This is a genomic window from Corynebacterium sp. c7Ub_26, assembly GCF_053760365.1.
This window is the reverse complement of sequence record NZ_JBSNBL010000004.1, coordinates 14,628-36,156: the sequence shown is the minus strand read 5'-3', so window position 1 is coordinate 36,156 and position 21,529 is coordinate 14,628. Positions and strand designations below refer to the sequence as shown.

Here is a 21,529-nt window from a genome sequence, read left to right as displayed (position 1 = left end):
GGAAACGATCATGGCAACAGAAGTATTGATGCCTAAGCTCGGCCTTACCATGACGGAAGGCCTAGTTGACGAGTGGTATAAAAACGAAGGTGACGCCGTCAAGAAGGGCGAAGCTCTGTGCTCGATTAGCTCGGAGAAGCTGTCCGGAGATGTTGAAGCCGACGACGACGGTACGCTGCTGAAAATCGTCGTGGCTGCAGGGGATTCGACGGCGGTGAAAACGCCGATTGCCTATGTGGGCGACGCTGGTGAAACTATTTCTGCAGCTGCGACGGGCCCTGCCGGTGCGGATGATGCCCCGTGTGCTTCGTCGGGTGCTGGTAACGCTGGTGCTGGCGGTGCTGGTGGTGCCGCTGAATCCGCCGATGAGAATGACGCCGAGGCTGGTGCTCGGCGTGCGAACCGCGACACGAGTGGCGATGGCAAGCGCATCTTTATCTCTAAAGTCGCAGAGAAAATGGCCAAGAAGCATGGCATCGACTACTCGAAAGTCAAGGGCACGGGTGGTCACGGGCGGATCACGAAGCGTGACATGAAGGCCTATATCGAGGCTCGCCCGTCGGGCGATGCGGATTCGCAGGAGGCGTCGGATGGGGCGGCGTCGGCAAGTGGTGTAGTGGCCGCGCCGGTGACGGCTGGTGAAGGCCTGACCGGTATGCGCAAGATCATCGCGCAGAACATGATGCATAGTTTGCATTCCACAGCGCAGTTGACATTGCACCGGAAGGTCAACGTGACGGACCTGCTGGCCACGGTGTCTGAGATCAAGGGCAACATCGGCCCTGGTGATGAGGCCAAGGCGCTCAGCATGAATGTGCTGCTGATCAAGGCGGTGGCTATCGCCTTGCAAAAGCATCCTTTGCTGAATGCGCATTACGACGGCCACGAGTATGAGCAGTGCGACGACATCAACATCGGTGTAGCTGTGGCCCTGGACGATGGTTTGGCCGTGCCGACGGTTCCGAACGTCGTTGGCCAATCGTTATCGCAGTTGAAGACCGTGTTCCACGATCGTGTTGATCGCGCGCGGAACGGCGATATCGACACCCTCGCCCCCGGAACGTTCACCATTACGAACCTCGGGACCGACGGGATCGAGTATTTCACCCCGGTGCTTAACGTGCCGGAGGTCGCGATCCTGGGGGTGGGCGCGCAGAGCACGCGCCTGACCTTAAACGGTGAGGGCGAGATTGAGGAAGTAGTCGAGCTACCGTTGAGTTTGACTATCGATCATCAAACTGTCGACGGTCGTACGGGTGCGGAGTTCCTCAGCACCTTGGCCGACGTGGTGGCGGAGCCGTATCGGGTTCTGCTGTAAACGTCGGGTTAAGCGTCGCGTTATGGCTGGCCCTTTATCGAGTGTCTAGGAAGGGCCAGCCATGAGGCGTGGACTGTAACGCTTGCCGACGATGCTGGTGGCGCTGCTGTCCGTGATTATTCCGTGGCGAATATCAGCGCTAATGGCGCCATTGCGGTAGCTGAAATGCGGTGTCCGGCCGTAATTCCATTCCCAGCTGCGTTGCGTGTCAAGGTGGGGGCGTAGTTGGTACGCGTAATCGTCGGCATGGGCGGTTCGGTACATGACAACGCCCTCGCGCTTCATGTGTGCGGCAAAGTGCTCGTGAACCGTTGTCTGCACAGCGTCGATAGCCACATTTGGCAGATTGGTGACGGGGGAGGGGACCGACGGGATTCCATTGACGTGCACATGCGGGTCATGGGCTCGGAGGGCTTCGTGAAGCATGGCGAGGTCAGCGTCGACAAGAATTGTTCCGTGGAGCAGACCGTGGGTGAGAGTTTCACGGATAGCGGAGCCCGTGATTTTAAAGGCGCTGCCGTTGCTCTGGAGGAAGATTGATCGACGGGGGTCGGCATACACGTCGCAGCCAAGTGACTGTAGGGCGTCGCGCACGATCGTGATGGGGAGGTCCCGCGAGAAGTACGGTTTGGATGCCATGAACGTGAAGTTCAGGTTTCCTAGGTCGTGGTAGACGGTTCCGCCGCCACTGATCCGACGGAATAGCGGGATGTGGTGGCTGTGGAGAAACTCGGTATTTGCTTCGTACCAGGGATTTTGTGCTCGTCCGATCATGACGGCGGGGCTATTGCGCCACATGAGGACGGCCGCTTCTTTCTGCCCCAGCGAGTCGAACAGATAGCGTTCGAAGGCCAGGTTATGGAGCGGGTCGTGGCTGGTGAGGCGCCATAGCGTCGTCGTGAACATGATGGTGCGATCACATCGGCGGGATTGGGGGTATCGCTGGACTTGGAGTGGTGCTTCGAGCTTAGTAAAGCTCGTCTCCGCTCTTGTGTCCGAGGCCGGGGTGGTGGTCGAATCGCACAACCCCGACGGCTACCGTGTCGGGAACGGCTTTCTTGACACGTGCGACGCCTTCGATGCCGAACCCGCCGCATAATTCGATAGCGACGTATCCTTCGTCGGCGAGTTTCGATGCCACGTCTTCAGCTTGGGCGTAGTCGTTGACCGCCACCGTGAGGAGTTCGACGCCTGGAGTTGTGACGGTCGACCGGTTGGTGGCGGGGTCGGCGCCGGTGTCGACGAACATGAATGCAGCTTTGAGAGCCATGGTGGTACTCCGTAGGTGTAGAGGCTGGGCTGATATACAGGCTGGGATTTCTCGAACCTGGCCACATTCTATCGCTCTATGGCGTGCGTATTCTCTCTAAAAAGTGTGTTGAGTGTTAAACGACTAAAGGGGTTGTTATGCGCAGACTTGTAGCGGATGTTGATACGGGTATTGACGATATGCTCGCGCTGATTTATCTCGCAGCACGGCACCACGCTGGGGAAATCGAGTTAGCCGGAGTGACCACCGTCGCGGGTAACACGACCGTCGATAACGTCGCCGTGAACACGCGTTGGGTGCTTGACCTGTGCGGATGCTCTGACATTCCCGTTGGGGTGGGGCCCGCTGCGCCGGTCTCGATCCCGTTGACCACCACTCCCGAAACTCATGGCGATTACGGTCTCGGATACGCTCGTCCGCCGCGTGAGGTTGGTGATCGGTTGTCGGTGGATGATGGTGAATCCACCGACCATAGGTCGACCACTTCCCGTACGTTGACGACGACTGACGTGTGGGAAGCTGCTCTTCAGCACGGTCCGGCGGATCTCGTCGCGACGGGCCCGCTGACGTCGGTAGCGATGAATCCTGAGCTGGTGTCGCGGTTCGATTCGCTGACGATCATGGGCGGTGCCGTCGATTATCGAGGAAATACGACGCCCACGGCGGAGTGGAATTTTTGGGTCGACCCCGACGCAGTGGCGATGACGCTGGACGAAACTCGGCAGCGTGGTTGGGATGTCACCCTGTGTCACCTGGGTGTGACGGAAACGATCATGGTCACGCCGGATGACATCGCGTGGTGGGATTTGCCGGGCGAGGTGGGCACGCTTGTGAAGGATGCGCTGCGTTTTTACTTCGAGTTCCACGACAAGGAGGGGATTGGTTATTGTGCCCAGGTCCATGACCTGCTTGCCGTCATGGTGGCCCTCGACGCGGTCAATTACGGAACTGCTGACAAAGCGCTAGCCGCCGTGCCCGATGACCGGGGTGCGATAACGACGGTGGCGCCGGCTGATGGGAAGCGGGGTGAGTCCGCCATGATCCACGTTCTCGATTCCGTCGATCCCGACGAAGTGAGAGCCGAAACACAGCGCGTGTTCGCCACTCTCACTCCATCGCGATAGCGGGTCCCGACAGCAGATCCCGAGAACCGGCCCGCCGGGCTATACCCTCACAGCGCCTCCACAGTACACTCGTAGCCACATAATGGCAGCTCAGCCACGCAATTCCGCCCGAACGCTCCGGGTGGCCTCAACCATGTTGCGCAGTGATGCGGTCGTCTCGGGCCACGCCCGCGTCTTCAGGCCACAGTCGGGATTAACCCATAGAGGCTCGACATCGACGGCATCGATAGCGTCGCGAATAAGTGTCGTGATTTCGTCGACCGACGGCACGCGGGGCGAGTGAATATCCCACACACCAGGGCCAATGCCGAGGGAGAACCCGGCGTCGCGGAGAGCTTTGAGTACCTTCATGCCGTTGCGGGCCGATTCGATGGTGGTGACGTCGGCATCCAAGTCGATGATCGTATCGATGAGCTCATTGAACTGTGAGTAACACATATGAGTATGGATGTGGATATCCGGGCCAGCATTCGACGTTGCCAATCGGAAGGCCTGCGTCGCCCACGTCGTATAGGCATCGTGGTCAGCTTTGCGTAGGGGGAGGAGTTCGCGAATGGCAGGTTCGTCGACCTGAATAATGCGCGCGCCGGCCTGAATAAGATCATCTATCTCATCGCGCAGCGCGAGCGCCACCTGGTCGGCAGTGACGGACATGGGTTGATCTTCACGAACGAATGACCACGCAAGCATCGTGACCGGCCCCGTGAGCATCCCCTTCACCGGTTTGTTGGTAGCGTCCTGGGCAACGCGGAACCAGTGCGTCGTCAATGGTGACGGCCGGGACACGTCGCCGGTCACAATGGGTGGGCGCACGCACCGCGACCCGTAGGACTGAACCCAGCCATTCGTGGTGGAGCAGTACCCGTCCAGTTGTTCAGAGAAGTACTGCACCATGTCATTCCGCTCAGGCTCGCCGTGAACGAGGACATCGAGGCCGAGATCTTCCTGGGCCTTGATGGTGGACCGCACTTCGTCTTCCATCCGCGCGGTGTATTCGTCCTGCGTGATGGTGCCGTCGCATTTGTCTTTCCGCGCGCGACGGATCGCCGACGTTTGGGGGAAGGATCCGATCGTCGTGGTGGGAAGGATGGGTAGCGACGGGCCTGTTCTGTCGCTGTACGGAACGCGGTGTCGATCGTCGTCGGTGATCGAGCTCAGCCGCCGTTGGACATCGTCATTAGTAGGCAGGCCCTCGGATAACGCTTGGCTCGATGCGGCAATGTAGTGCTCGTCGTCCGGGGTGCTTGCCGACGCTAGGGCGCGGTGGAGTACGGCAAGTTCTTGTATTTTCTCCTCGCCGAAAGCTAACCGATTGCGGACATCGACGGGCAGTCCAGGTTCGGAGCTGCTTTCTTGCGCGTCGGTGCCGTCGGCGTTGCGCCCGAGGCGATACGGGACATGGAGGAGGGAGCACGACGTCGAGGCCACCACCGGCCCGCGCTCGGCTAGTTCTTTGAGCGTGCGCAACGCTTGTTCGATATCGGTGCGCCAGACGTTGCGGCCATTGACAATTCCCGCGACGAGTGTTTCCTCGCCTGTCCATGCATCGAGCCAGGACGGGACGGCGTCATCTTGTGCCGCGTCCCCGCGGGCGTTGCTACTGCTGGTGGCGCTCCGCGTGGGGGTTTGTTGGCTCGGTATGAGGTCGACGGCGATGCCGTTGACGCCAGTGCCCTTCAGCGCAGCGAGGGCATGATCGCCGGGGCCGAAGTAGGTGGCGGCGAGCAGTTTGACGTCGGCTTTTCCGGCTGCCTCGGCGAGCTTCGTGTAGGCGGACCGGACGCGATCGGCATCGGCGTCGGTGACGTCGCACGTCAATTGCGGCTCGTCCAGCTGCACCCATTCCACCCCGGTGGCACCCAAGCGCGTGATGAATTCCACATAGGCATCGATCAGCGGTTGCCACAGGCCGTCGAGGTCATCGTCGGCTGCGTGGTCAGCCAAGGTCAGATAGGTGAACGGGCCGACTAACACGGGTCGCACGTTGGCGGTCTTCAGCAGCTCGGTGACGTCGGCAAGAAAATCGTCGATAGTCAGATCAAACTTCGTGTCGACGCTGAGCTCAGGAACGATGTAGTGGTAGTTGGTGTCGTACCACTTGGTCATTGCCGACGGGGGAAGATCCGACGTCCCGCGGGCGGTGGCGAAGCGACGATCAACATCGCGCGGTAGTCGATCGGGTATCGACATCGTTGGCTCACGGTCGGGGATTGTGTGGTCGGGGATTGTGTTGAATCGTGCGGGGAGGACGCCGAGGTAGGCGCTCATGTCCAGCACGGCGTCGTAGTAGCTGCGTCCCAAGGTGGGAACGGATGCCATGCCGGCTGAGGCGAGGTTCTGTGTGTATTTCGTAGTGAGTTCCCAGGCAGTGCGGGCCAGGTGGGAAGCATGTTCTTGGGCTGACCGCTCGTGGGCTGCATCCTCTCCACCCGCTGATCCCGATTTCCAGTATTTTTCGCAAGCGCGTTTGAGTTCGCGGCGTGGACCGATGCGTGGCACGCCAAGTGTTGTGAATGTCATTCCTGATCCTCGTCAGTGGTGGACACACGGGCCCGGCGGGCTCCGCGACGATAAGCAGGTATTCGGACTCGTGAGCACTCCGCTGGCGCCTGATTGGGTGCGCTGTTCCTGATGGCCGTGAGGGTGTGGTCATCCGGGGCGGAACCTGATTGACACTGCTTCCCAGTTCTCTCCGGGGCGGGGAGGTCACCAGTGCATCATCGTGTCGTTTGGTTTTCTCACATACCGCTGCGGGACAGTTCCGGATTCTCACCGGATTCCCTGGGTTTTCTGCTCCACGAGAGGGCCAATGCCATTCGCGGGGCAGAAGAACTTATCGCGTTATCTATCGTAAACGGTGGGATGACGTGGCGTACGCAGTGGCGCGGATCACTCGCGGCATTAGGAAACCTTTTTAGACCTATGGGTGCAACTACAGTGAAGAGGGTGGCTACTCAGAACACGTCGACACGAACTGCAGCCCCTTCAGCCGGCGCTCATTCAAACAGTGCTCAGCAATTGCACGATGTCATTCGCGTCGTCGGGGCGTCGGAAAACAATTTGCGCCATGTCACCGTCGATATCCCGAAACGGAAGCTCACCGTTTTTACCGGTGTGTCGGGGTCGGGCAAGAGTTCGCTGGTGTTCGGCACGATCGCCGCGGAGGCGCAGCGCAGCATTAACGAGACGTATAACGCGTTTGTGCAGGGGTTTATGCAAGCTCCCAGCAGGCCCGACGTTGATCGTATTGAGGGGATCACGGCGGCCATCAGTGTGGATCAGTCGTCGTTGGGTGGTGGTCCGCGGTCCACCGTCGGCACTGTTACCGATGCTTTGGCTTATTTACGGTTGTTATTTAGCCGTGTTGCCGAACCTCATATTGGTGGGCTTAAGGCATATTCATTTAATCAGCCGACGGTGACGGGCGGCGGCGCAATCAAGAAAGCGGGGCAGAAAAAAGGTAAGGCCAAACGGTTCACTGTGATCGGCGGGCAATGCGTGACCTGCGAAGGCATGGGAACTGTCACTGATTTAAAGTTGACCGAGCTTTTCGACGACGCGCTTTCCCTTAATGATGGCGCTTTAACCATTCCTGGTTACAAAGCTGGGGGATGGTCAGTTCGGCAAATTGTGGAATCAGGGTTCGTCAATGGGGACAAACCCATCAAGGATTTCACGGATAAAGAGATGCAAGATTTTCTTTATCGTGAGCCGGAACGCATCAAAATCAATAACGTCAACAGAACATACGAAGGCTTAGTTCCACACCTTAAGAATTCGATGCTGTCGAAAGATCGCGAATCTATGCAGCCGCATATTCGCGAGGTTGTCGACCGCGCGGTGACATACAAGCCATGCCCCGATTGCCACGGCACCCGGCTCAATGAGGGGGCTCGAACGTCGACAATCGATGGAGTCTCTATTGCCGACGCCGCAGGAATGCAGATCAACGAGCTGGCCGAGTGGGTGGCGTCGCTCGACAAGCCCCAGGTGAAGCCGGTTATTGAGAACCTGCTGGCGATGCTGGATACATTCGTCGATAGTGGTTTGGGGTATTTGTCGCTCGACCGCCCCGCGGGGACGCTATCCGGTGGTGAAGCGCAACGGACCAAGATGGTGCGGCACGTGAATTCGGCGCTCACGGATGCTACCTATATTTTCGACGAGCCCACCGCCGGCCTGCACCCGCACGATATCGAGCGCATGAATGCCCTGCTCCTGCGCCTATGGGACAAGGGAAACACGGTGCTCGTCGTGGAGCATAAGCCGGAAACCATTGCGATCGCGGATCATGTGATTGATATGGGGCCGGGCGCGGGCAAGGACGGTGGGATGGTGTGCTTCGAGGGCACTGTGGAGCAGCTGCGTGAGAGCTCGACCGCGACGGGCATCCACCTGCACGATTCCATTCGTGTGAAGGATACTGTCCGGCAGCGGACCGGCGAGATCACCATCGACCATGCTTCGTTGAATAATCTCGACGACGTTACGGTGTCGATTCCGCTGGGGGAGCTTGTGGCTGTGACTGGCGTGGCCGGCTCCGGGAAGAGTTCACTGATGATCGAGCTGCGGCGTCGAAGCGCTGAGGACGGTGGTTCCCGCGAGCGCGCTTCTCGTGAAACCAGTGCCCGCGGCGGAGGTTCCGACGGCAACACCACCACCCTCGACCAGCGCCTCGTCTACGTTCATCAGTCGCCGATCAAGGGCGGCCGTCGCTCCAACCCCGCCACGTACACCGGCATGCTGGACCCCATCCGCAAATCATTCGCAAAGGCAAATAACGTCACCCCGTCGCTGTTCAGCGCCAACTCTGAAGGCGCGTGCCCGTCGTGTCACGGCCTGGGAATCATCGACATCGACCTCGGAATGATGGGGCGCACCAGCTCTACCTGCGAAGACTGCGCCGGCCGGGGCTTCTCGGCGGAGGTCCTGGACTACACGTTGGGCGGCTCCACCATCGCCGACGTCATGGCGATGACCGTTGACCAGGCCCTCCCGTTCTGTCGAGAAGCGAAGGTTCGGAGCGCGGTTGCGATCCTTCGTCGGCTATCCGACGTCGGCTTGGGCTATCTGACTATTGGCCAACCATTGTCGACGCTATCCGGTGGCGAACTCCAACGCCTCAAGTTATTAGTACACATGGCCGACGACGGCGGAGTCTACGTTCTGGACGAGCCGACGAATGGGCTGCATATGCAGGACGTCGATAAGTTGTTAGCGCTGCTGGATAAGTTGGTGGATTCGGGTAAGAGCGTTGTGGTTGTGGAGCATCATCAGGCAGTGATGGCGCACGCGGATTGGCTCATTGACCTGGGGCCGGGCGCGGGTGACGAGGGTGGCCAGGTCGTGTTTGAGGGCACGCCGCGGGAGTTGGTCGAGCAGAAGGAGCCCGGATTGACGGGGCGGTATTTACGGGAGGCTGTGTGGGCGTGACGTTGGAGCGTTCGTGGTGTGCTCCGCCGCATACTTCTTGCGTGCGCCCCGAATTCCTACTGCACACCCGTCGGCAATAGATAAGCCCCGAGGTCAACACGGGTTTCCGGGGCTGGGGTTCGAATGGGTTAAAGTATTGACAGCTCGAGGTGACATAGAGCGTTGTACCAGCAGCCGCGCGGAAACGCGTGGAAAGCTGCCGAAAACGTGCTTGGCAAAGCGAAGCACGTCTACCTGCACAGTTGCGCCGCGTTTGACGTGCCGCACGTGCATAATCAGTCCGAGAATGTGCCGGATACGGAGAACCTATGAGCACCAACGGCCCCGTCGAGCCCACTACGTCACCAGACCACACTGGCCACAAACAAGGTACAGCGTCGAACACCCTCAAGCGACGCGTCTTCAACTCCGCGAATGTGTGCACCGCCATCGCGATTCTCATCATGGCGGCGACGTGGTTGACGCTGGTCCTGATGCAGCCCGACGATCCCTGGGAGTCGCTTGCCGATGGTAAGGGGTCGATCATCGCGCTGGCCGGTTTCGGTGTGAGTGCGCTGATCGCGCTGATTGGGATTGTGCCCAAGCTGCCGTCGCGATCGCTGGCCCTGCTACCTGCGGCGTTGGTCATTAACATCGTGGTCGGGCAGGTAATCGGCACGATGCCATTGCCGGCCCCTCTATATCTGGACTCCATTGGGACGGTTCTGATCGCTGCCCTTGCTGGTCCGCAGGCCGGTATGGCGACGGGTGTGCTGTCGGCTCTGATCTGGGGCACCTTCAACCCGACCGTCGTCCCCTTTGCGGCGGATTACGCCATGATTGGCTTGCTCGCGGGCCTGGTGCCGTGGACGAAGCGCTGGGTTCCCCCGATTGCCGGCGTGTTCGTTGGTTTGCTGTCCGCGTTGATGGCGGCGCCGGTGGCGTCGTTCATTTTCGGCGGGACGGCTGGTACGGGCACGGGTCTCTTGGTGACGGCGTACCGCGGGCTCGGATTCAGCCCCATGACGGCCGTTTATTTGCAGTCGCTGACCTCGGATCCGATCGATAAGGTGATCGTGTTTACGCTGGTAGCGGCGATTATTGCGGCCCTTCCGCTTCGAACAATCCGCTCATTTTCGACGAAAAAGTCGTAGGGGTTGGTGAGAAACCCTGGCTCCGCGTTTCGTTGGAAAGTCCTTGGTGAAAGCCGCGCGAGGCAGTGAGCCAAGGTCACAGCGGCCCGTCTCATATTCGTGCCCGAATTTTGCGGGGGCATATCGACCTCTCCCACCAAAACTGCGGGGGAATATGGGTCTTTTTCGGCCGTTTTTGACCATGTTCCCCCGCACTTTTCCTGGCCTCCCATATACCCCCGCAGTTTTGTGGTCCCGGGATAGCGTTGCGGTCTAGCCTCGTAATTGCCGACGCCGTTGGTCCCGATTTCCTCACGCCCAACCGGCTAGAGCCCCAGGACCGCCTACAGCCCCCACCCCATGCCGCAACACCCTAAGGAGCCCGACATCCACCCGTACACCCCGCTCGTGACCGCCGCCTGCCTGATGGTGAGCGTCACGGTGCTCAACGCGCCGTGGGCATCGGCTATCGGGGTAGGTGTCGCCGTGGTGGCGTCGCTAATGATTAGGAACAAGGCAGCGACCCTAGCCGCCGTCACCATCATCATCCCAGCGTGTGTGTCATTTTCGCTGATGTACGGCCTTTTTGGTTCATGGTCGACGGCTGCCGCGCTGAGCCTTCGTTTCGCTGCGGTGGTGGGCTGCGGCGTGATGTTTGGTTCGCTAGTCAACCCGGATGCGCTCATGCGCGCCCTGCAAACGTGGCTGCCGGCGCCAATTGTGTATGTGGTGGGCTCGGTCGTCCGGTTGATCCCGCTGGCGACGTCGCGAATGAGGACCATCCAGCAGATTCAGCGATCGAGGGGCGTGAAGCCGCAACGGAGGAAGCTGGTCATTCCGCTGGTTGTGGGGCTGGTGACGGATGCGGCGCAGCGGTCCCGGCCGTTGTCGCGAACGGGGATTGCCCAGCCGGGGCAGCGGACGGTGCTGTATCCCGTCCGGGATCGCGCGTGGGAGCGTGTGGTCCGTTACGGGATGGTCGCGGTGATGTGCGCGGCCTGGGTGTGGGGGATCGCAGGGTAGAGCGGGTTAGAGCAGGGCAGAGATGAAGAAGTTTGTGTGCGCCCCGAGCGGTTCGGGGATGAGCGAAGAGGCGTGGGCCCTCGCGGAGGAGACAGGTGCCGCGTGGGTGGGCAATGATGCGGCGGCCCACATCACGTTGCTGCGGAACACGGTGGAGCAGGAGCTCGCGTTCGGCATGGAGCAGATGGGTGTGCCCGCGCCGGACATGCGCGCGCGGATCCAGGATGTTGCTGGTCAATGGGGGTTGTCGACGCTCGTCCAGCGCGATCCGTCCAAATTGTCGACGGGGCAGACGCGCCGGGTGGCCATCGCGTCTGCTCTTCTACGTAATCCTGACAATCTGGTGTTGGATTGCCCGCTCGACGGATGTGACATGGATGCGACGCGCGCTTTGGTGCAGGTCGTGGATAGTTTTCCGGGCGACGTCACCATTTTCGACCGCACATGGAACCACTTAGCTAACCTGTGCGACGTTGAATCGCGATATCCCGAGGGCGTTGGGCTGAACCCCGTTGCGGGGGCGAACTATGACTCACCGGTCGAGTTGAGCCAAACTCCCGACGACGACTCTCTCCCTGCTCCTTCGCCCGTTCTGATGATCAACGACCTTGTGGTCGAGCGCCACGCTTTTACGCTGGGACCCTTGTCGGCGGGAATTCCGCGGGGGATTACTCATATCGCGGGGCCGAACGGTGCCGGGAAGACCACGCTTCTCCTCGCCTTGGCGGACTTGATTGAGCACAGTGGCGGATCGCAGCAGGTTGTCGGGGCGGACGCCGACGACGCCGGGCCAGGAGGTGCCGCACCACACCACACCCCACCCCACCCCCTCCACTACGGCTGGGCCCCCACATCAATGGACACCTCGTTCTCCGCGAAAACAGTGCGCGATGAAATCGCGATCGGCTCCACCCTCCGCAACGCCGACGCGCTCATCGAGTATTGCGGACTTGAGGATGTCGCGGGCGTTCACCCGCTGGACGTAGCGTCGTCGGCAAGAAGAATTGTGTCGGTGGCCTGCGCGTTGGCTCGCGGCCCGGAGTTCCTTTTCCTGGACGAGCCCACGGTTGGCCTGGATGTTTATGGGTATCGCACCGTGGAGCGCATCATGCGGGGTTTCGTCGCCGGTGAGATCCATGATGTGCTGCATTCTTGCGGCGGACAGACGCTCGGCGAGCCTAAATCCGTGGTGTGGACGTGCCACAACGGGCCATATTCCCAGCTTTCTGACTATCGGCTGGTACTCTGACCAGCGTGTACACACCAGATGCAATCGGAACGCCCTTATCCCCCAGCGCGACCAAGGTCATGTTGCTTGGTTCGGGGGAGTTGGGCAAAGAGGTCGCAATAGCTTTCCAGCGTTTGGGGGTGGAAGTTCACGCGGTCGATCGGTATGACGGCGCGCCTGCTCATCACGTGTCGCAGTTCCATTATGTCATCGACATGACGGACCCGGATGCCATTAAAAATCTTGTCGACGACGTTCGCCCGGATTTCATTGTTCCGGAGATTGAGGCGATCGCGACGGATGCGCTCCGCGATTTGGAGTCGGACTACACGGTGATCCCGACGGCCGAGGCGACGCGCGTCACGATGAATCGCGAGGAAGTTCGCCGTGTGGCGGGGGAAGATCTTGGCTTGCCGACGAGCGGTTATGCATTTGCGTCGACGCGCGATGAGTTCGATGATGCCGTAGATGCGATGGGTTTCCCCTGTGTGGTGAAGCCTGTAATGAGTTCGTCCGGCAAGGGACAGAGCGTGCTCGACGGGCCGGAGGATCTCGACGAGGCGTGGGATTACGCGATGAGTGGTGCCCGCGTAAACCAGGCGCGCGTGATCGTCGAGCAGTTTGTTGATTTCGATTATGAGATCACGCTGTTGACGGTGCGTGCGGTGGACCCCTCGACGGGGAAGGTGGCCACGTGGTTCTGCGAGCCGGTGGGGCATCGTCAGCATTCCGGCGATTATGTGGAGTCCTGGCAGCCTGCGCCGATGAGCGACGCGGCCGCGGAGAATGCGCGGTCCATCGCGGCGCGCGTGACGAACGCCCTGGGCGGGCGTGGCGTTTTTGGCGTCGAGTTGTTCGTCAAGGGCGATGATGTGTACTTCTCCGAGGTCAGCCCGCGCCCGCATGATACGGGCATGGTGACGATGGGGACTCAGCGCCTGTCGGAGTTTGAGCTGCATGCTCGGGCGATTTTGGGATTGCCTGTCGACGTCACGCTGGTGTCGCCGGGTGCGTCTGCTGTGATTCATGGTGGCGTGAGGGGTGAAGGTGTGGCCTTTTCGGGTGTGAAGGAGGCCCTGGCCGTGCCCGAAACTGACCTGCGCCTTTTTGGTAAACCCGAGGCTTTCCCTCATCGCCGGATGGGTGTTGTGACCGCGACAGCCGAGGATATTGAGGCGGCACGGTCACGAGCGACGCAGGCGGCATCCTTGGTGCATCCTTTCGTGCCTGACGCGGGCGACGAATGGCACGAGGACGAGTTCGGCGTCCGTGTCCCAATCGAGTAAAGGGTTCTGTGAGTTGTATGTGCTCGCGATTGGTGCGTGTGCCGTTCCCTTGCGTGTCTTCTTCTGTTGCCGTGTGCGCCCGGAATTGATGATCTAGTCTTTGACGAGTCCGCCGTCGACGACAAGGTTTTGCCCTGTGATGGCCCGCGCCCACGGTGACGCGAAGAAGAGGACAGCGTCGGCAAGTTCCTCGGGTGTGGTGACGGAGCGTAGCGGGGTGTTCGCTGCGATAGCGTCGAAGACGTCATCGGGGGTGGCTGCGCTGGCATCGGTGGTTCTCAGAAGGCCACCACTAACCATATTGACCGTGATACCTTTGGGGCCGAGGTCGGTTGAGAATGTTCGCGTGAGTGACAGTAGGGCAGCCTTGGCGGCCGTGTAATCGTGATAGGGCACGACGGGGTTCTGAAAAAGATTAGTTCCTATGTTGATGATGCGGCCACCATGGGCCTGTTCGAAACTGGGGAGTGCAGCTTGGATGACATTAAGTGCTCCCTGGATTGCACTCGAAAACTGTGATTGGAATGACTCGTAGCCTATGTGGTCAGCTTTTGGTCGGGCTTCCCCGTTGAATGAGAAGTCCGTGAGCGCATTATTAACGACGGTGCTTATTGGTTGCCCGAATTTGTCGCGCGCTGTGGTAAAGATGGCGTCCATGTCGTCTCTTTCACGCACATCGCCATGTATTGCCAGCACGCGGTGGGGATGAGCTGCTTCGATGTCGTGTGCAGCGGCTTTGCTGGAGAAATAATTAACGACGACGCGCGCACCTTCGCGAAGGAACGCTTCGGTAATTGCTCGTCCGAGTCCTCGAGCACCGCCGGTGACTAAAACGACCTGTTCAGAGAGGGAAGGGCTGATTGGGTTGGGGGACGAGGGTGTCGTCATGATGTGTTCCTTCGTAGATGCCAGTATTTCTGTTATGGGAGCGTTCTTCTGTTCTAAATTTTATTGTCGCGATACATCTATGTCTATAGAGTGGATCTGACGTAAATAGTAAGGAGAGATTCCTATGGGCGAGAAACTTCGGCAGTTCTTTGGTGTCCCCAGCTTAAGCGTGTTTTTTACTATCCTTATTGGGTTCGTGAGCGTGTCTGTCATTATAGCAGCGGCCATGGAGGGTAAAAGCTTGGTTCTTAAAGCCCTAGTTTTTGTGGTTCTTCTCCTTGCAATTCGTGGTGTGAGTGCGCTAGTCCGCTATTTCCAGAAAAGATGAGAGCAACAGTAACGATTGTTACTCCACCTGTGTTAGTCCACCAGGATTTTGCACTTGCGGGATTCCCCATTGTTGTGTTCAATTTTTACATCAATATAGCTGATAACAGCATTGAGAACTCCGGTGTTAAAAACCGGTCCCTCACCTGTTGTTCCTGCTGAAAAGACACTGCCCACGCCTTCTATAAAATTTCCATTAATGTCGTAAAATTTCATCGCTACCTGATCACCCGGGAGGCCATGGTAGCGCGTCTCCGCTGTGTTTTTCTCGTGATTAATATCGATGACTTCGGGGTTGCACGTCCCATCATTTTTAACGAAAGGCTCGGTTGAGGGGTGCGTAGAGTTCGAGGGTGCAGTGCTTGAACTATCGGAATGCGACTCTTCGTTAGAAGATTGCTCTGCGCCTGTCGTTGGAATGGCGCTCTCTGCACTCTGTGTATTCGATGAATCTGATGATGAAGAGCATCCGCTAAGCATAGTTGTAGCAGCAATAACGATGAATACAGACGCTGCTGCGCCTCGGTGACGTGAAGGATTATTCTTTACGTACATCATGTTCTCACCATGCTCACGTTGGCTAATACTGCGACGCGTTTCCTCCTGACCCTCTGAAAATCTCCGCTGCGTACCCAGAGGATTATAGAAAGATAAGAATTGTGAAGGTCCGGATACGTATAAGACTACCCAGTTCTACTTTATTATTCTGATGTTGATTGTGCAGGCCATGTACCACCGGCGGCGACTTCAGCGACCAGGATATGATGGTCACCACCGAACCGATGATTCTCATCTATAGACCCGCGATCCTTCACCGAGGAATATAATCGAGTGACGAGGATACTTAAGACGTAACCAATGAAAACTGAACATTGACATCATCGACCTACGGGAGCCCAGTGAGGCGTGGGCTGAGAGGGCGGGCATCCCCGCCGACCGTAAACCTGATGCGGATAATGCCGCCGGAGGGAAGGAGCCTATGTCCCGGCACATCACTATTATTGGCGCTGGTCTTGTGGGGCTGGCCACCGCTTTTGAACTGACTGAACTCGATCCGGAGTGCGCGGTATCAATACTGGATCCTGCGCCGCTCTCGGGGGCGAGCCACCACGCCGCGGGCATGTTAGCTCCGGCTGCAGAGATGCAGTATCAGCAGGATGCATTGGTCCCCCTGATGCGTCAATCCGCGTTGTGGTATCCGAGCCTTGTTCAACGTGTCGCGTGCGCAGCTCATTCCGACCCTGACGATCCTCATGCGACTGGTTTTCGTCGGGATGGAACCTACGTCGTCGCCGCCGATTCTGCCGATCGGGTACACCTTGCCGAGACGCGAGATTTCCAGGAATCGTTCGGCATGAAGGTCACCCAGGTGACGGTTCGCCAGTTGCGGAAAGCAGAGCCGGCGCTCAGCTCGAACCTGTCCGGTGCCGTACACATCCCGGGCGATCATCAAATCGATCCACGAGTCTTTGGAGACCTTATTATCGGTGCGCTGAAGAATCGTGGCGTGGAGATCGTGAAGAGAGCTGCGACTCCCTTCGATGTAACGTCCAGCGACAATGTCAATAACGCTAACGACGTCACCATCGTCGCCAATGGTCTCGGTGCGTCCGAGTTCTTTCCGTACTTGCAGCTGCGCCCGGTGTGGGGTGACGTCCTTCGCTTGCGCGTGCCGGAGGAACTCGATCCGCTGGTCACGTCGGTAATTCGGGGTTTTGTTCGGGATCGGCCGGTGTATGTGGTTCCGCGTATCGATGGCGGTTTGGTGTTGGGTGCCACGAGCCGGGAAGACGGCCGTGGCCAGCCGCTGGTGGGTGGCGCGCTAGATCTCATGCGCGACGCTGACACCATCTGCCCGGGGATTCGCGAGTGCACGATCGAAGAGATTACGGCGGGTGCTCGGCCGGGCACGCCGGATGACCTGCCTTATATTGGTATCGACGACGGTACCGGCGCTGTTGTTTCCACGGGCTATTTCCGTCATGGCATTCTGTTCACTGCATTGGGTGCCAGGGTGGGGGCAGCGCTTGCCATTGCTGGCGTGGAAACCCTTGCTGATATGTCAGGCTCCGGGGACGCTCAAACCCCAGCGGGCGTCCCAGATTCTGTGGCCGGAGCACACGGTTCCTTAGAAAAACGGTTAGCAGAAGGCACCGAGCTTCTCGCCAGGGCGGATGATGACGATGCTCCGGAACTGACCTTGAATGGCATCCTCGCTGCTACGGACATTCACCGTGATGTGTAGGAACTACACGTGCTCGTCACGCCGCGCCGAGCGCAGTGACCCCGCGCCCAGCGCGGCCGCCACAAGTAGTGATTTATGTTGAACAAATCAGAGAAAATGTGAAGGAAACAATGACAGATACCTCTAGCACAATGATCACTATCGAACTGAACGGTCGATCGCGTCGGGCGACAAGCAGTCTTACTGTTTGGGCGCTTGTTAAAGCCGTGTCAGAGGGCGGCGATAACGCCGACCTCACCGTCACCGCGAATAACCAACCCACTAGCAGTGACGCGGCCGGCGCGGATCATGATTTCGACGGCTATGCCGTCGCCATTAATGATGAGATCGTTCCAAAATCCACATGGCAGACCGTCACCATTAGCGACGGCGATCGCATCGAGCTTCTCACCGCTGTTCAAGGAGGCTAGGCGATGACACACAGTACGACTAGGGATGATGCACCTACAAATACGACAATGGACGCCGACGATAACCCAATGCTCGATGCAAACTATGAGGACCCCAAGCAGGGAACTTGCGGTCATCGGGACCCCGATCACTGGACTCTGGCCGACCTTGACCTCACTTCGCGCCTTTTCCTCGGCACGGGTGGAATGACGTCGCTGGATATCATGGAAAAAGCGCTGGTGGCGTCGGAAAGCAATGTAGCAACGGTCGCGATGCGTCGGCACCAAGCAGGGAAAGCCGACGTTTTCGGGATGCTTCGCCGGCACAATGTCCACATCCTGCCCAACACGGCCGGCTGCAAAACGGCACGTGATGCCGTATTGACCGCGAAAATGGCGCGGGAAGCGCTGGATACGGACTGGATCAAGCTCGAGGTTGTCGCCGATAACGACACTCTTCTCCCCGATGCTGTCGAACTTGTCGACGCCGCGGAACAGCTGGTTAACGACGGATTCCACGTGCTGTCGTACACGAATGATGACCCCATCGTTGCGCGCCGGCTCGTGAATGCGGGGGTGGATGCTGTGATGCCCGGTGGGTCGCCGATCGGTACCGGCCTGGGGATTCTTAACCCGCACAATATTGAAATGATTGTGAAAGAAGCCGGCGATATTCCGGTGGTGTTGGATGCCGGGGTGGGGACCGCGTCGGAGGCGGCGCTGGCCATGGAGCTGGGGTGCTCCGCGGTGTTGGTGGCCAGTTCCGTCACGCGCAGCCACGATCCGGAAGCGATGGCGAAGGCGATGGCCAGCGGTGTTCGCGCTGGGTACTGGGCTCATCAGGCGGGGAGGATTCCGAAGCGGCATCACGCGGTGGCCTCCTCGCCGCTGGAGGGGAGGGCATGGGCCGATGCCGTCATCTAGTACGGACGCATCTAGGTTCGGGTCCGGGTTGCCCCGACTGATTCCCGACGAACGACTCGCGCACCTCCCGCATAATGAACGCGTCCGTACCGCGCGTCACCTGGCCCTTTTCGATGAAGCCGTCCAGCAGCGCTTCGCCGCTGCGCGGGTGTGCGTGATCGGCGCGGGTGGGCTGGGGTCCCCGTTGCTCTACGCGCTGGCCGCGGCGGGCGTCGGCACGAATGGGCATATCACGGTCTGCGATGACGACGTTGTTGATCTTACTAACCTCCAGCGGCAAACACTTTTCGGTGTCGACGACGTTGGGCGCCCGAAGGCCGACGTCGCCCGCGAACGGATGCACGCGCTCAACCCCTCGATGACCATTCGCACGGAGGGGCGGTTCGGCCCCGATAATGCGGAACAGTTGTGCCGCGAGCATGACCTCTTGATCGACGGCAGCGACAACTTTGCCACCCGGTTCGTGGCGGCCGATGCGGCGGAAATGACGGAAACCCCGCTGGTCTGGGGTGCTGTTCTGCGCTACGAGGGGCAGGTCTCGGTGTTCTGGGCTCCTCATGGACCCGGACTTCGCGATCTTTTCGATGGTCCGCCGACGAAGCCAGTCCTGACCTGTGCGGAAGCAGGAGTTTTGGGTGCGACGACGGCCGTGATCGGCAACCTCATGGCCACCGAGGCGCTGAAGATCCTAGGCGGTATCGGTGAGCCTCTCGTGGGGCGGGTTCTGACGTATAACGCCACCTCGGCGACGACGCGTACGCTCCGGTTGCATCGTGATCCGTCGCGTGAACCGGCGACGACGATTCGCGACCCGGCCGCACCCTCCAACGCGGATGGGGAGGGTGAAGTGGGATGCGAAACGTCAATCGGAAGCACCTCGTCAGCAGGGGAGTTTCGGAACCATCGTGACCAAACCCAGAATCAGACCCGCGCATCTGACGACATTGCACCGTCGGATCTTCCCGGTTTTCTTGCCGACGACACCCACGCGCTCTTGGACGTCCGTGAAGACCACGAGCGTTTAATTGAGCGCATCACGCTAGATGGCAACGTCGAATCGGGTGGCACTGCGCCCGCGGATGCCAACCCGCGCGATATTCATGTTCCCTTGGGCGTGGTGAAAGCCGATGCGGCGTCGGTACGTATTCCTGAATCAGCGACGGCGGTGGCCGTGTACTGTGCCCGTGGGGCACGTAGTCAGCAAGCGGCCGACATTTTGCGGGAGACGCTGAGTATTCCGGTGTATTCACTGGTCGGAGGTATCACGGCAGTGAAAGCCGTCGCGCAATAAGCTGCAACCCCGTGCGTTAACCGTCGTCAAAGCTTGATTCAACCGTCGTCAGTGGAATGACAAGGGACGACAAGTGAGCAATAAGCGCCGAGGTATGTCCGGTATCTGACGTAAGCTCGAAGGGTAGTGAGACGTGGGGTCGCCACCCCGTCCGCACTCGTTGGTTAATGCAGTCGAATAGGCAGGCAAGGGCAATGGACACGCTTGATTACGCGCCTTGGTGGCAGATCTACCCCCTCGGAGCGTGCGGAACGGACATGTTCAGCCCCCAATCCGACGGCGCAACGTCGGACGCCGAACCATCTGACGAATCAACGCCCGACGACGCATCATCCGAGCCAATTTCCGAGCACAACGTCGATAAGCCTGGAAAATTGCGTCGACTAGAAGCCTGGCTGGATTATTCTATTGAGCTGGGCTGTTCGGGGATTTTGCTCGGCCCGATTTTCGAGTCGACGGCGCACGGGTATGACACGACGAATCACCTGCGCATCGATCCGAGGTTAGGTTCGCTGGACGATTTTGATCACCTGATGGCGGAGTGCTCGAAGCGCGGCCTGAAGGTGATGTTGGACGGTGTGTTTAACCACGTGGGAACGCAGCATCCGCTGGTGGCCGAGTCGATTGAGCGGGCGCGTGCAGGGGCGGAGCAGACTCCGGTGAAGACGCACACGCACGACGGGGAGATCGTGTCGGTCCCGTGGGAGGGGAACCTCGACCTGGCTGAGCTGGATCATTCCGACCCGCACGTGGCCGACATGGTGGTGGACATCATGGAGTATTGGCTGGATCGCGGGATCACCGGGTGGCGGCTCGACGCTGCGTACTCCGTGCCCACCGAATTCTGGCGGACCGTGATCGACCGCGTGCGTGCTCACTATCCGGGTGCAGTGTTTCTCGGTGAAATTATTCACGGCGAGGAACAGGGCGGGTATATCGAGTTCGCCGCTCAGTCTCACATGGACTCGATCACCCAGTACGAGGTGTGGCAGGCCATCTGGAGCAGCATTAAAAACGCGAACATGTGGGAGCTGGACCACGCGCTCGTCCGGCACCGGAATCTTGTGGAGCAGGGCACGGCCGTCGCTAATAATCAGCTCGAAAAGCGGCCGATCCTTCCGTTGACGTTCATTGGCAATCACGATGTGTCGCGCATTGCCTCGGTGGTGGGGGATAACGGCGCGGTGCTCGCTGCCGTCGCGCAGTTGACGCTCCCCGGTATGCCGAGCATTTATTACGGTGATGAGCAGGGATTTCGAGGCGAAAAGCAGGATGGCTTGTATGCCGACGCCGACATTCGACCACCACTCCCGGATTCCCCAGCAGATTTATTGCCGACGTGGGAATGGCTGCACGAGATTTATCAGCGGTTGATCGGGATTCGTAGGGACCATCCGTGGATCGCGCGTGGCGAACTTGTGGTGGAAAACGTTGAAGATCACACGATCACGTTTGCAGTGTCGGGGCAGTCAGAGGGTGATCAGACGCCGGAGCACCAGGAGCCACAGAATCAGAAATTGCGGACGATGATTAGCCGGGATCCCGACCGTGCCGTGGTGACCGCCGATGACGAGCAGGTATTTTATTGGGAGCAGCAGTAGGGGGCGTGTGCGCAAGTGCGCCTAGACCTGCGGGGTCGGCAATGAGGGCGAAAACACGACCGACAAACCA

17 protein-coding genes and 2 riboswitches are annotated in these 21,529 nt (G+C 59.4%); of the genes, 12 read left to right on the top strand and 5 right to left on the bottom strand.

All coding sequences use genetic code 11. The features are described 5' to 3' along the window. The first annotated feature begins 10 nt into the window (after positions 1 to 10). On the top strand, positions 11 to 1,318 hold the full coding sequence (locus ACWORE_RS07580) for a dihydrolipoamide acetyltransferase family protein (RefSeq protein ID WP_455303395.1): 1,308 nt from the start codon (positions 11 to 13) through the stop codon (positions 1,316 to 1,318). Positions 1,319 to 1,363: 45 nt separating this feature from the next. On the opposite strand, the gene ACWORE_RS07575 is transcribed toward ACWORE_RS07580, so the two are convergent. Then, on the bottom strand, positions 1,364 to 2,224 hold the full coding sequence (locus tag ACWORE_RS07575) for a lipoyl protein ligase domain-containing protein (protein ID WP_455303394.1): 861 nt from the start codon (positions 2,222 to 2,224) through the stop codon (positions 1,364 to 1,366). Positions 2,225 to 2,285: 61 nt separating this feature from the next. Continuing rightward, positions 2,286 to 2,588 (bottom strand): DUF6506 family protein, encoded by a 303-nt coding sequence (locus ACWORE_RS07570; RefSeq protein ID WP_296137925.1) that lies wholly within the window; start codon positions 2,586 to 2,588, stop codon positions 2,286 to 2,288. A gap of 137 nt (positions 2,589 to 2,725) precedes the next feature. Here ACWORE_RS07570 and ACWORE_RS07565 point away from each other — a divergent pair, with 137 nt between their 5' ends. Next, entirely contained in the window at positions 2,726 to 3,712 is a 987-nt protein-coding gene (locus ACWORE_RS07565; RefSeq protein ID WP_406605049.1) for a nucleoside hydrolase, read from the top strand. Positions 3,713 to 3,802: 90 nt separating this feature from the next. On the opposite strand, the gene metE is transcribed toward ACWORE_RS07565, so the two are convergent. Then, on the bottom strand, positions 3,803 to 6,232 hold the full coding sequence (metE, locus tag ACWORE_RS07560; RefSeq protein ID WP_455303393.1) for a 5-methyltetrahydropteroyltriglutamate--homocysteine S-methyltransferase: 2,430 nt from the start codon (positions 6,230 to 6,232) through the stop codon (positions 3,803 to 3,805). A 36-nt stretch (positions 6,233 to 6,268) separates the two neighbouring features. Continuing rightward, a riboswitch (cobalamin riboswitch) is annotated at positions 6,269 to 6,544 on the bottom strand. 90 nt (positions 6,545 to 6,634) lie between these two features. Between metE and ACWORE_RS07555 the strand changes: the two genes are divergently transcribed. From ACWORE_RS07555 to purT, 5 genes are all read left to right on the top strand, one after another. Next, the gene (locus tag ACWORE_RS07555; protein ID WP_455303391.1) at positions 6,635 to 9,145 is read left to right on the top strand and encodes an ATP-binding cassette domain-containing protein; all 2,511 of its coding nucleotides are present in this window, start codon (positions 6,635 to 6,637) and stop codon (positions 9,143 to 9,145) included. 443 nt (positions 9,146 to 9,588) lie between these two features. Beyond that, a complete protein-coding gene (locus tag ACWORE_RS07550) occupies positions 9,589 to 10,278 on the top strand; it encodes an ECF transporter S component (RefSeq protein WP_406606120.1) in 690 nt (229 codons plus the stop codon). Positions 10,279 to 10,617: 339 nt separating this feature from the next. Next, on the top strand, positions 10,618 to 11,280 hold the full coding sequence (locus tag ACWORE_RS07545; protein WP_455303390.1) for an energy-coupling factor transporter transmembrane component T family protein: 663 nt from the start codon (positions 10,618 to 10,620) through the stop codon (positions 11,278 to 11,280). A 22-nt stretch (positions 11,281 to 11,302) separates the two neighbouring features. Further along, a complete protein-coding gene (locus ACWORE_RS07540; RefSeq protein WP_455303388.1) occupies positions 11,303 to 12,529 on the top strand; it encodes an ATP-binding cassette domain-containing protein in 1,227 nt (408 codons plus the stop codon). A gap of 5 nt (positions 12,530 to 12,534) precedes the next feature. Continuing rightward, positions 12,535 to 13,794, top strand: a complete 1,260-nt coding sequence (purT, locus tag ACWORE_RS07535; RefSeq protein WP_406605044.1) for a formate-dependent phosphoribosylglycinamide formyltransferase — start codon at positions 12,535 to 12,537, stop codon at positions 13,792 to 13,794. A 93-nt stretch (positions 13,795 to 13,887) separates the two neighbouring features. Here purT and ACWORE_RS07530 read toward each other — a convergent pair whose 3' ends face one another. Both ACWORE_RS07530 and ACWORE_RS07525 read right to left on the bottom strand, forming a co-directional pair. Continuing rightward, positions 13,888 to 14,682 carry a 3-oxoacyl-ACP reductase gene (locus ACWORE_RS07530; RefSeq protein WP_406605043.1) on the bottom strand — a complete coding sequence of 265 codons (795 nt, stop codon included), beginning with the start codon at positions 14,680 to 14,682 and terminating at the stop codon, positions 13,888 to 13,890. A 360-nt stretch (positions 14,683 to 15,042) separates the two neighbouring features. After that, complete coding sequence (locus tag ACWORE_RS07525; RefSeq protein WP_455303386.1) at positions 15,043 to 15,567, bottom strand: hypothetical protein; 525 nt, start codon at positions 15,565 to 15,567, stop codon at positions 15,043 to 15,045. A gap of 320 nt (positions 15,568 to 15,887) precedes the next feature. Further along, a riboswitch (TPP riboswitch) is annotated at positions 15,888 to 15,997 on the top strand. On the opposite strand from ACWORE_RS07525, the gene thiO reads away from it, so the two are divergent. The 5 genes from thiO (at position 15,989) to ACWORE_RS07500 (ending at position 21,459) form a co-directional block, all read left to right on the top strand. Next, positions 15,989 to 17,254 (top strand): glycine oxidase ThiO, encoded by a 1,266-nt coding sequence (gene thiO / locus ACWORE_RS07520; RefSeq protein WP_455303385.1) that lies wholly within the window; start codon positions 15,989 to 15,991, stop codon positions 17,252 to 17,254. Its footprint overlaps the riboswitch before it by 9 nt. Before the next feature lie 110 nt (positions 17,255 to 17,364). Beyond that, a complete protein-coding gene (gene thiS, locus ACWORE_RS07515; RefSeq protein ID WP_455303383.1) occupies positions 17,365 to 17,664 on the top strand; it encodes a sulfur carrier protein ThiS in 300 nt (99 codons plus the stop codon). Between the two features lie 3 nt (positions 17,665 to 17,667). Then, the gene (locus ACWORE_RS07510) at positions 17,668 to 18,567 is read left to right on the top strand and encodes a thiazole synthase (RefSeq protein ID WP_455303382.1); all 900 of its coding nucleotides are present in this window, start codon (positions 17,668 to 17,670) and stop codon (positions 18,565 to 18,567) included. Continuing rightward, on the top strand, positions 18,554 to 19,858 hold the full coding sequence (locus tag ACWORE_RS07505) for a ThiF family adenylyltransferase (protein ID WP_406605039.1): 1,305 nt from the start codon (positions 18,554 to 18,556) through the stop codon (positions 19,856 to 19,858). The genes ACWORE_RS07510 and ACWORE_RS07505 overlap by 14 nt, the downstream gene beginning before the upstream one ends. A gap of 194 nt (positions 19,859 to 20,052) precedes the next feature. Next, positions 20,053 to 21,459 carry an alpha-amylase family protein gene (locus ACWORE_RS07500; protein ID WP_455303380.1) on the top strand — a complete coding sequence of 469 codons (1,407 nt, stop codon included), beginning with the start codon at positions 20,053 to 20,055 and terminating at the stop codon, positions 21,457 to 21,459. The last annotated feature ends 70 nt before the right edge of the window (positions 21,460 to 21,529 follow it).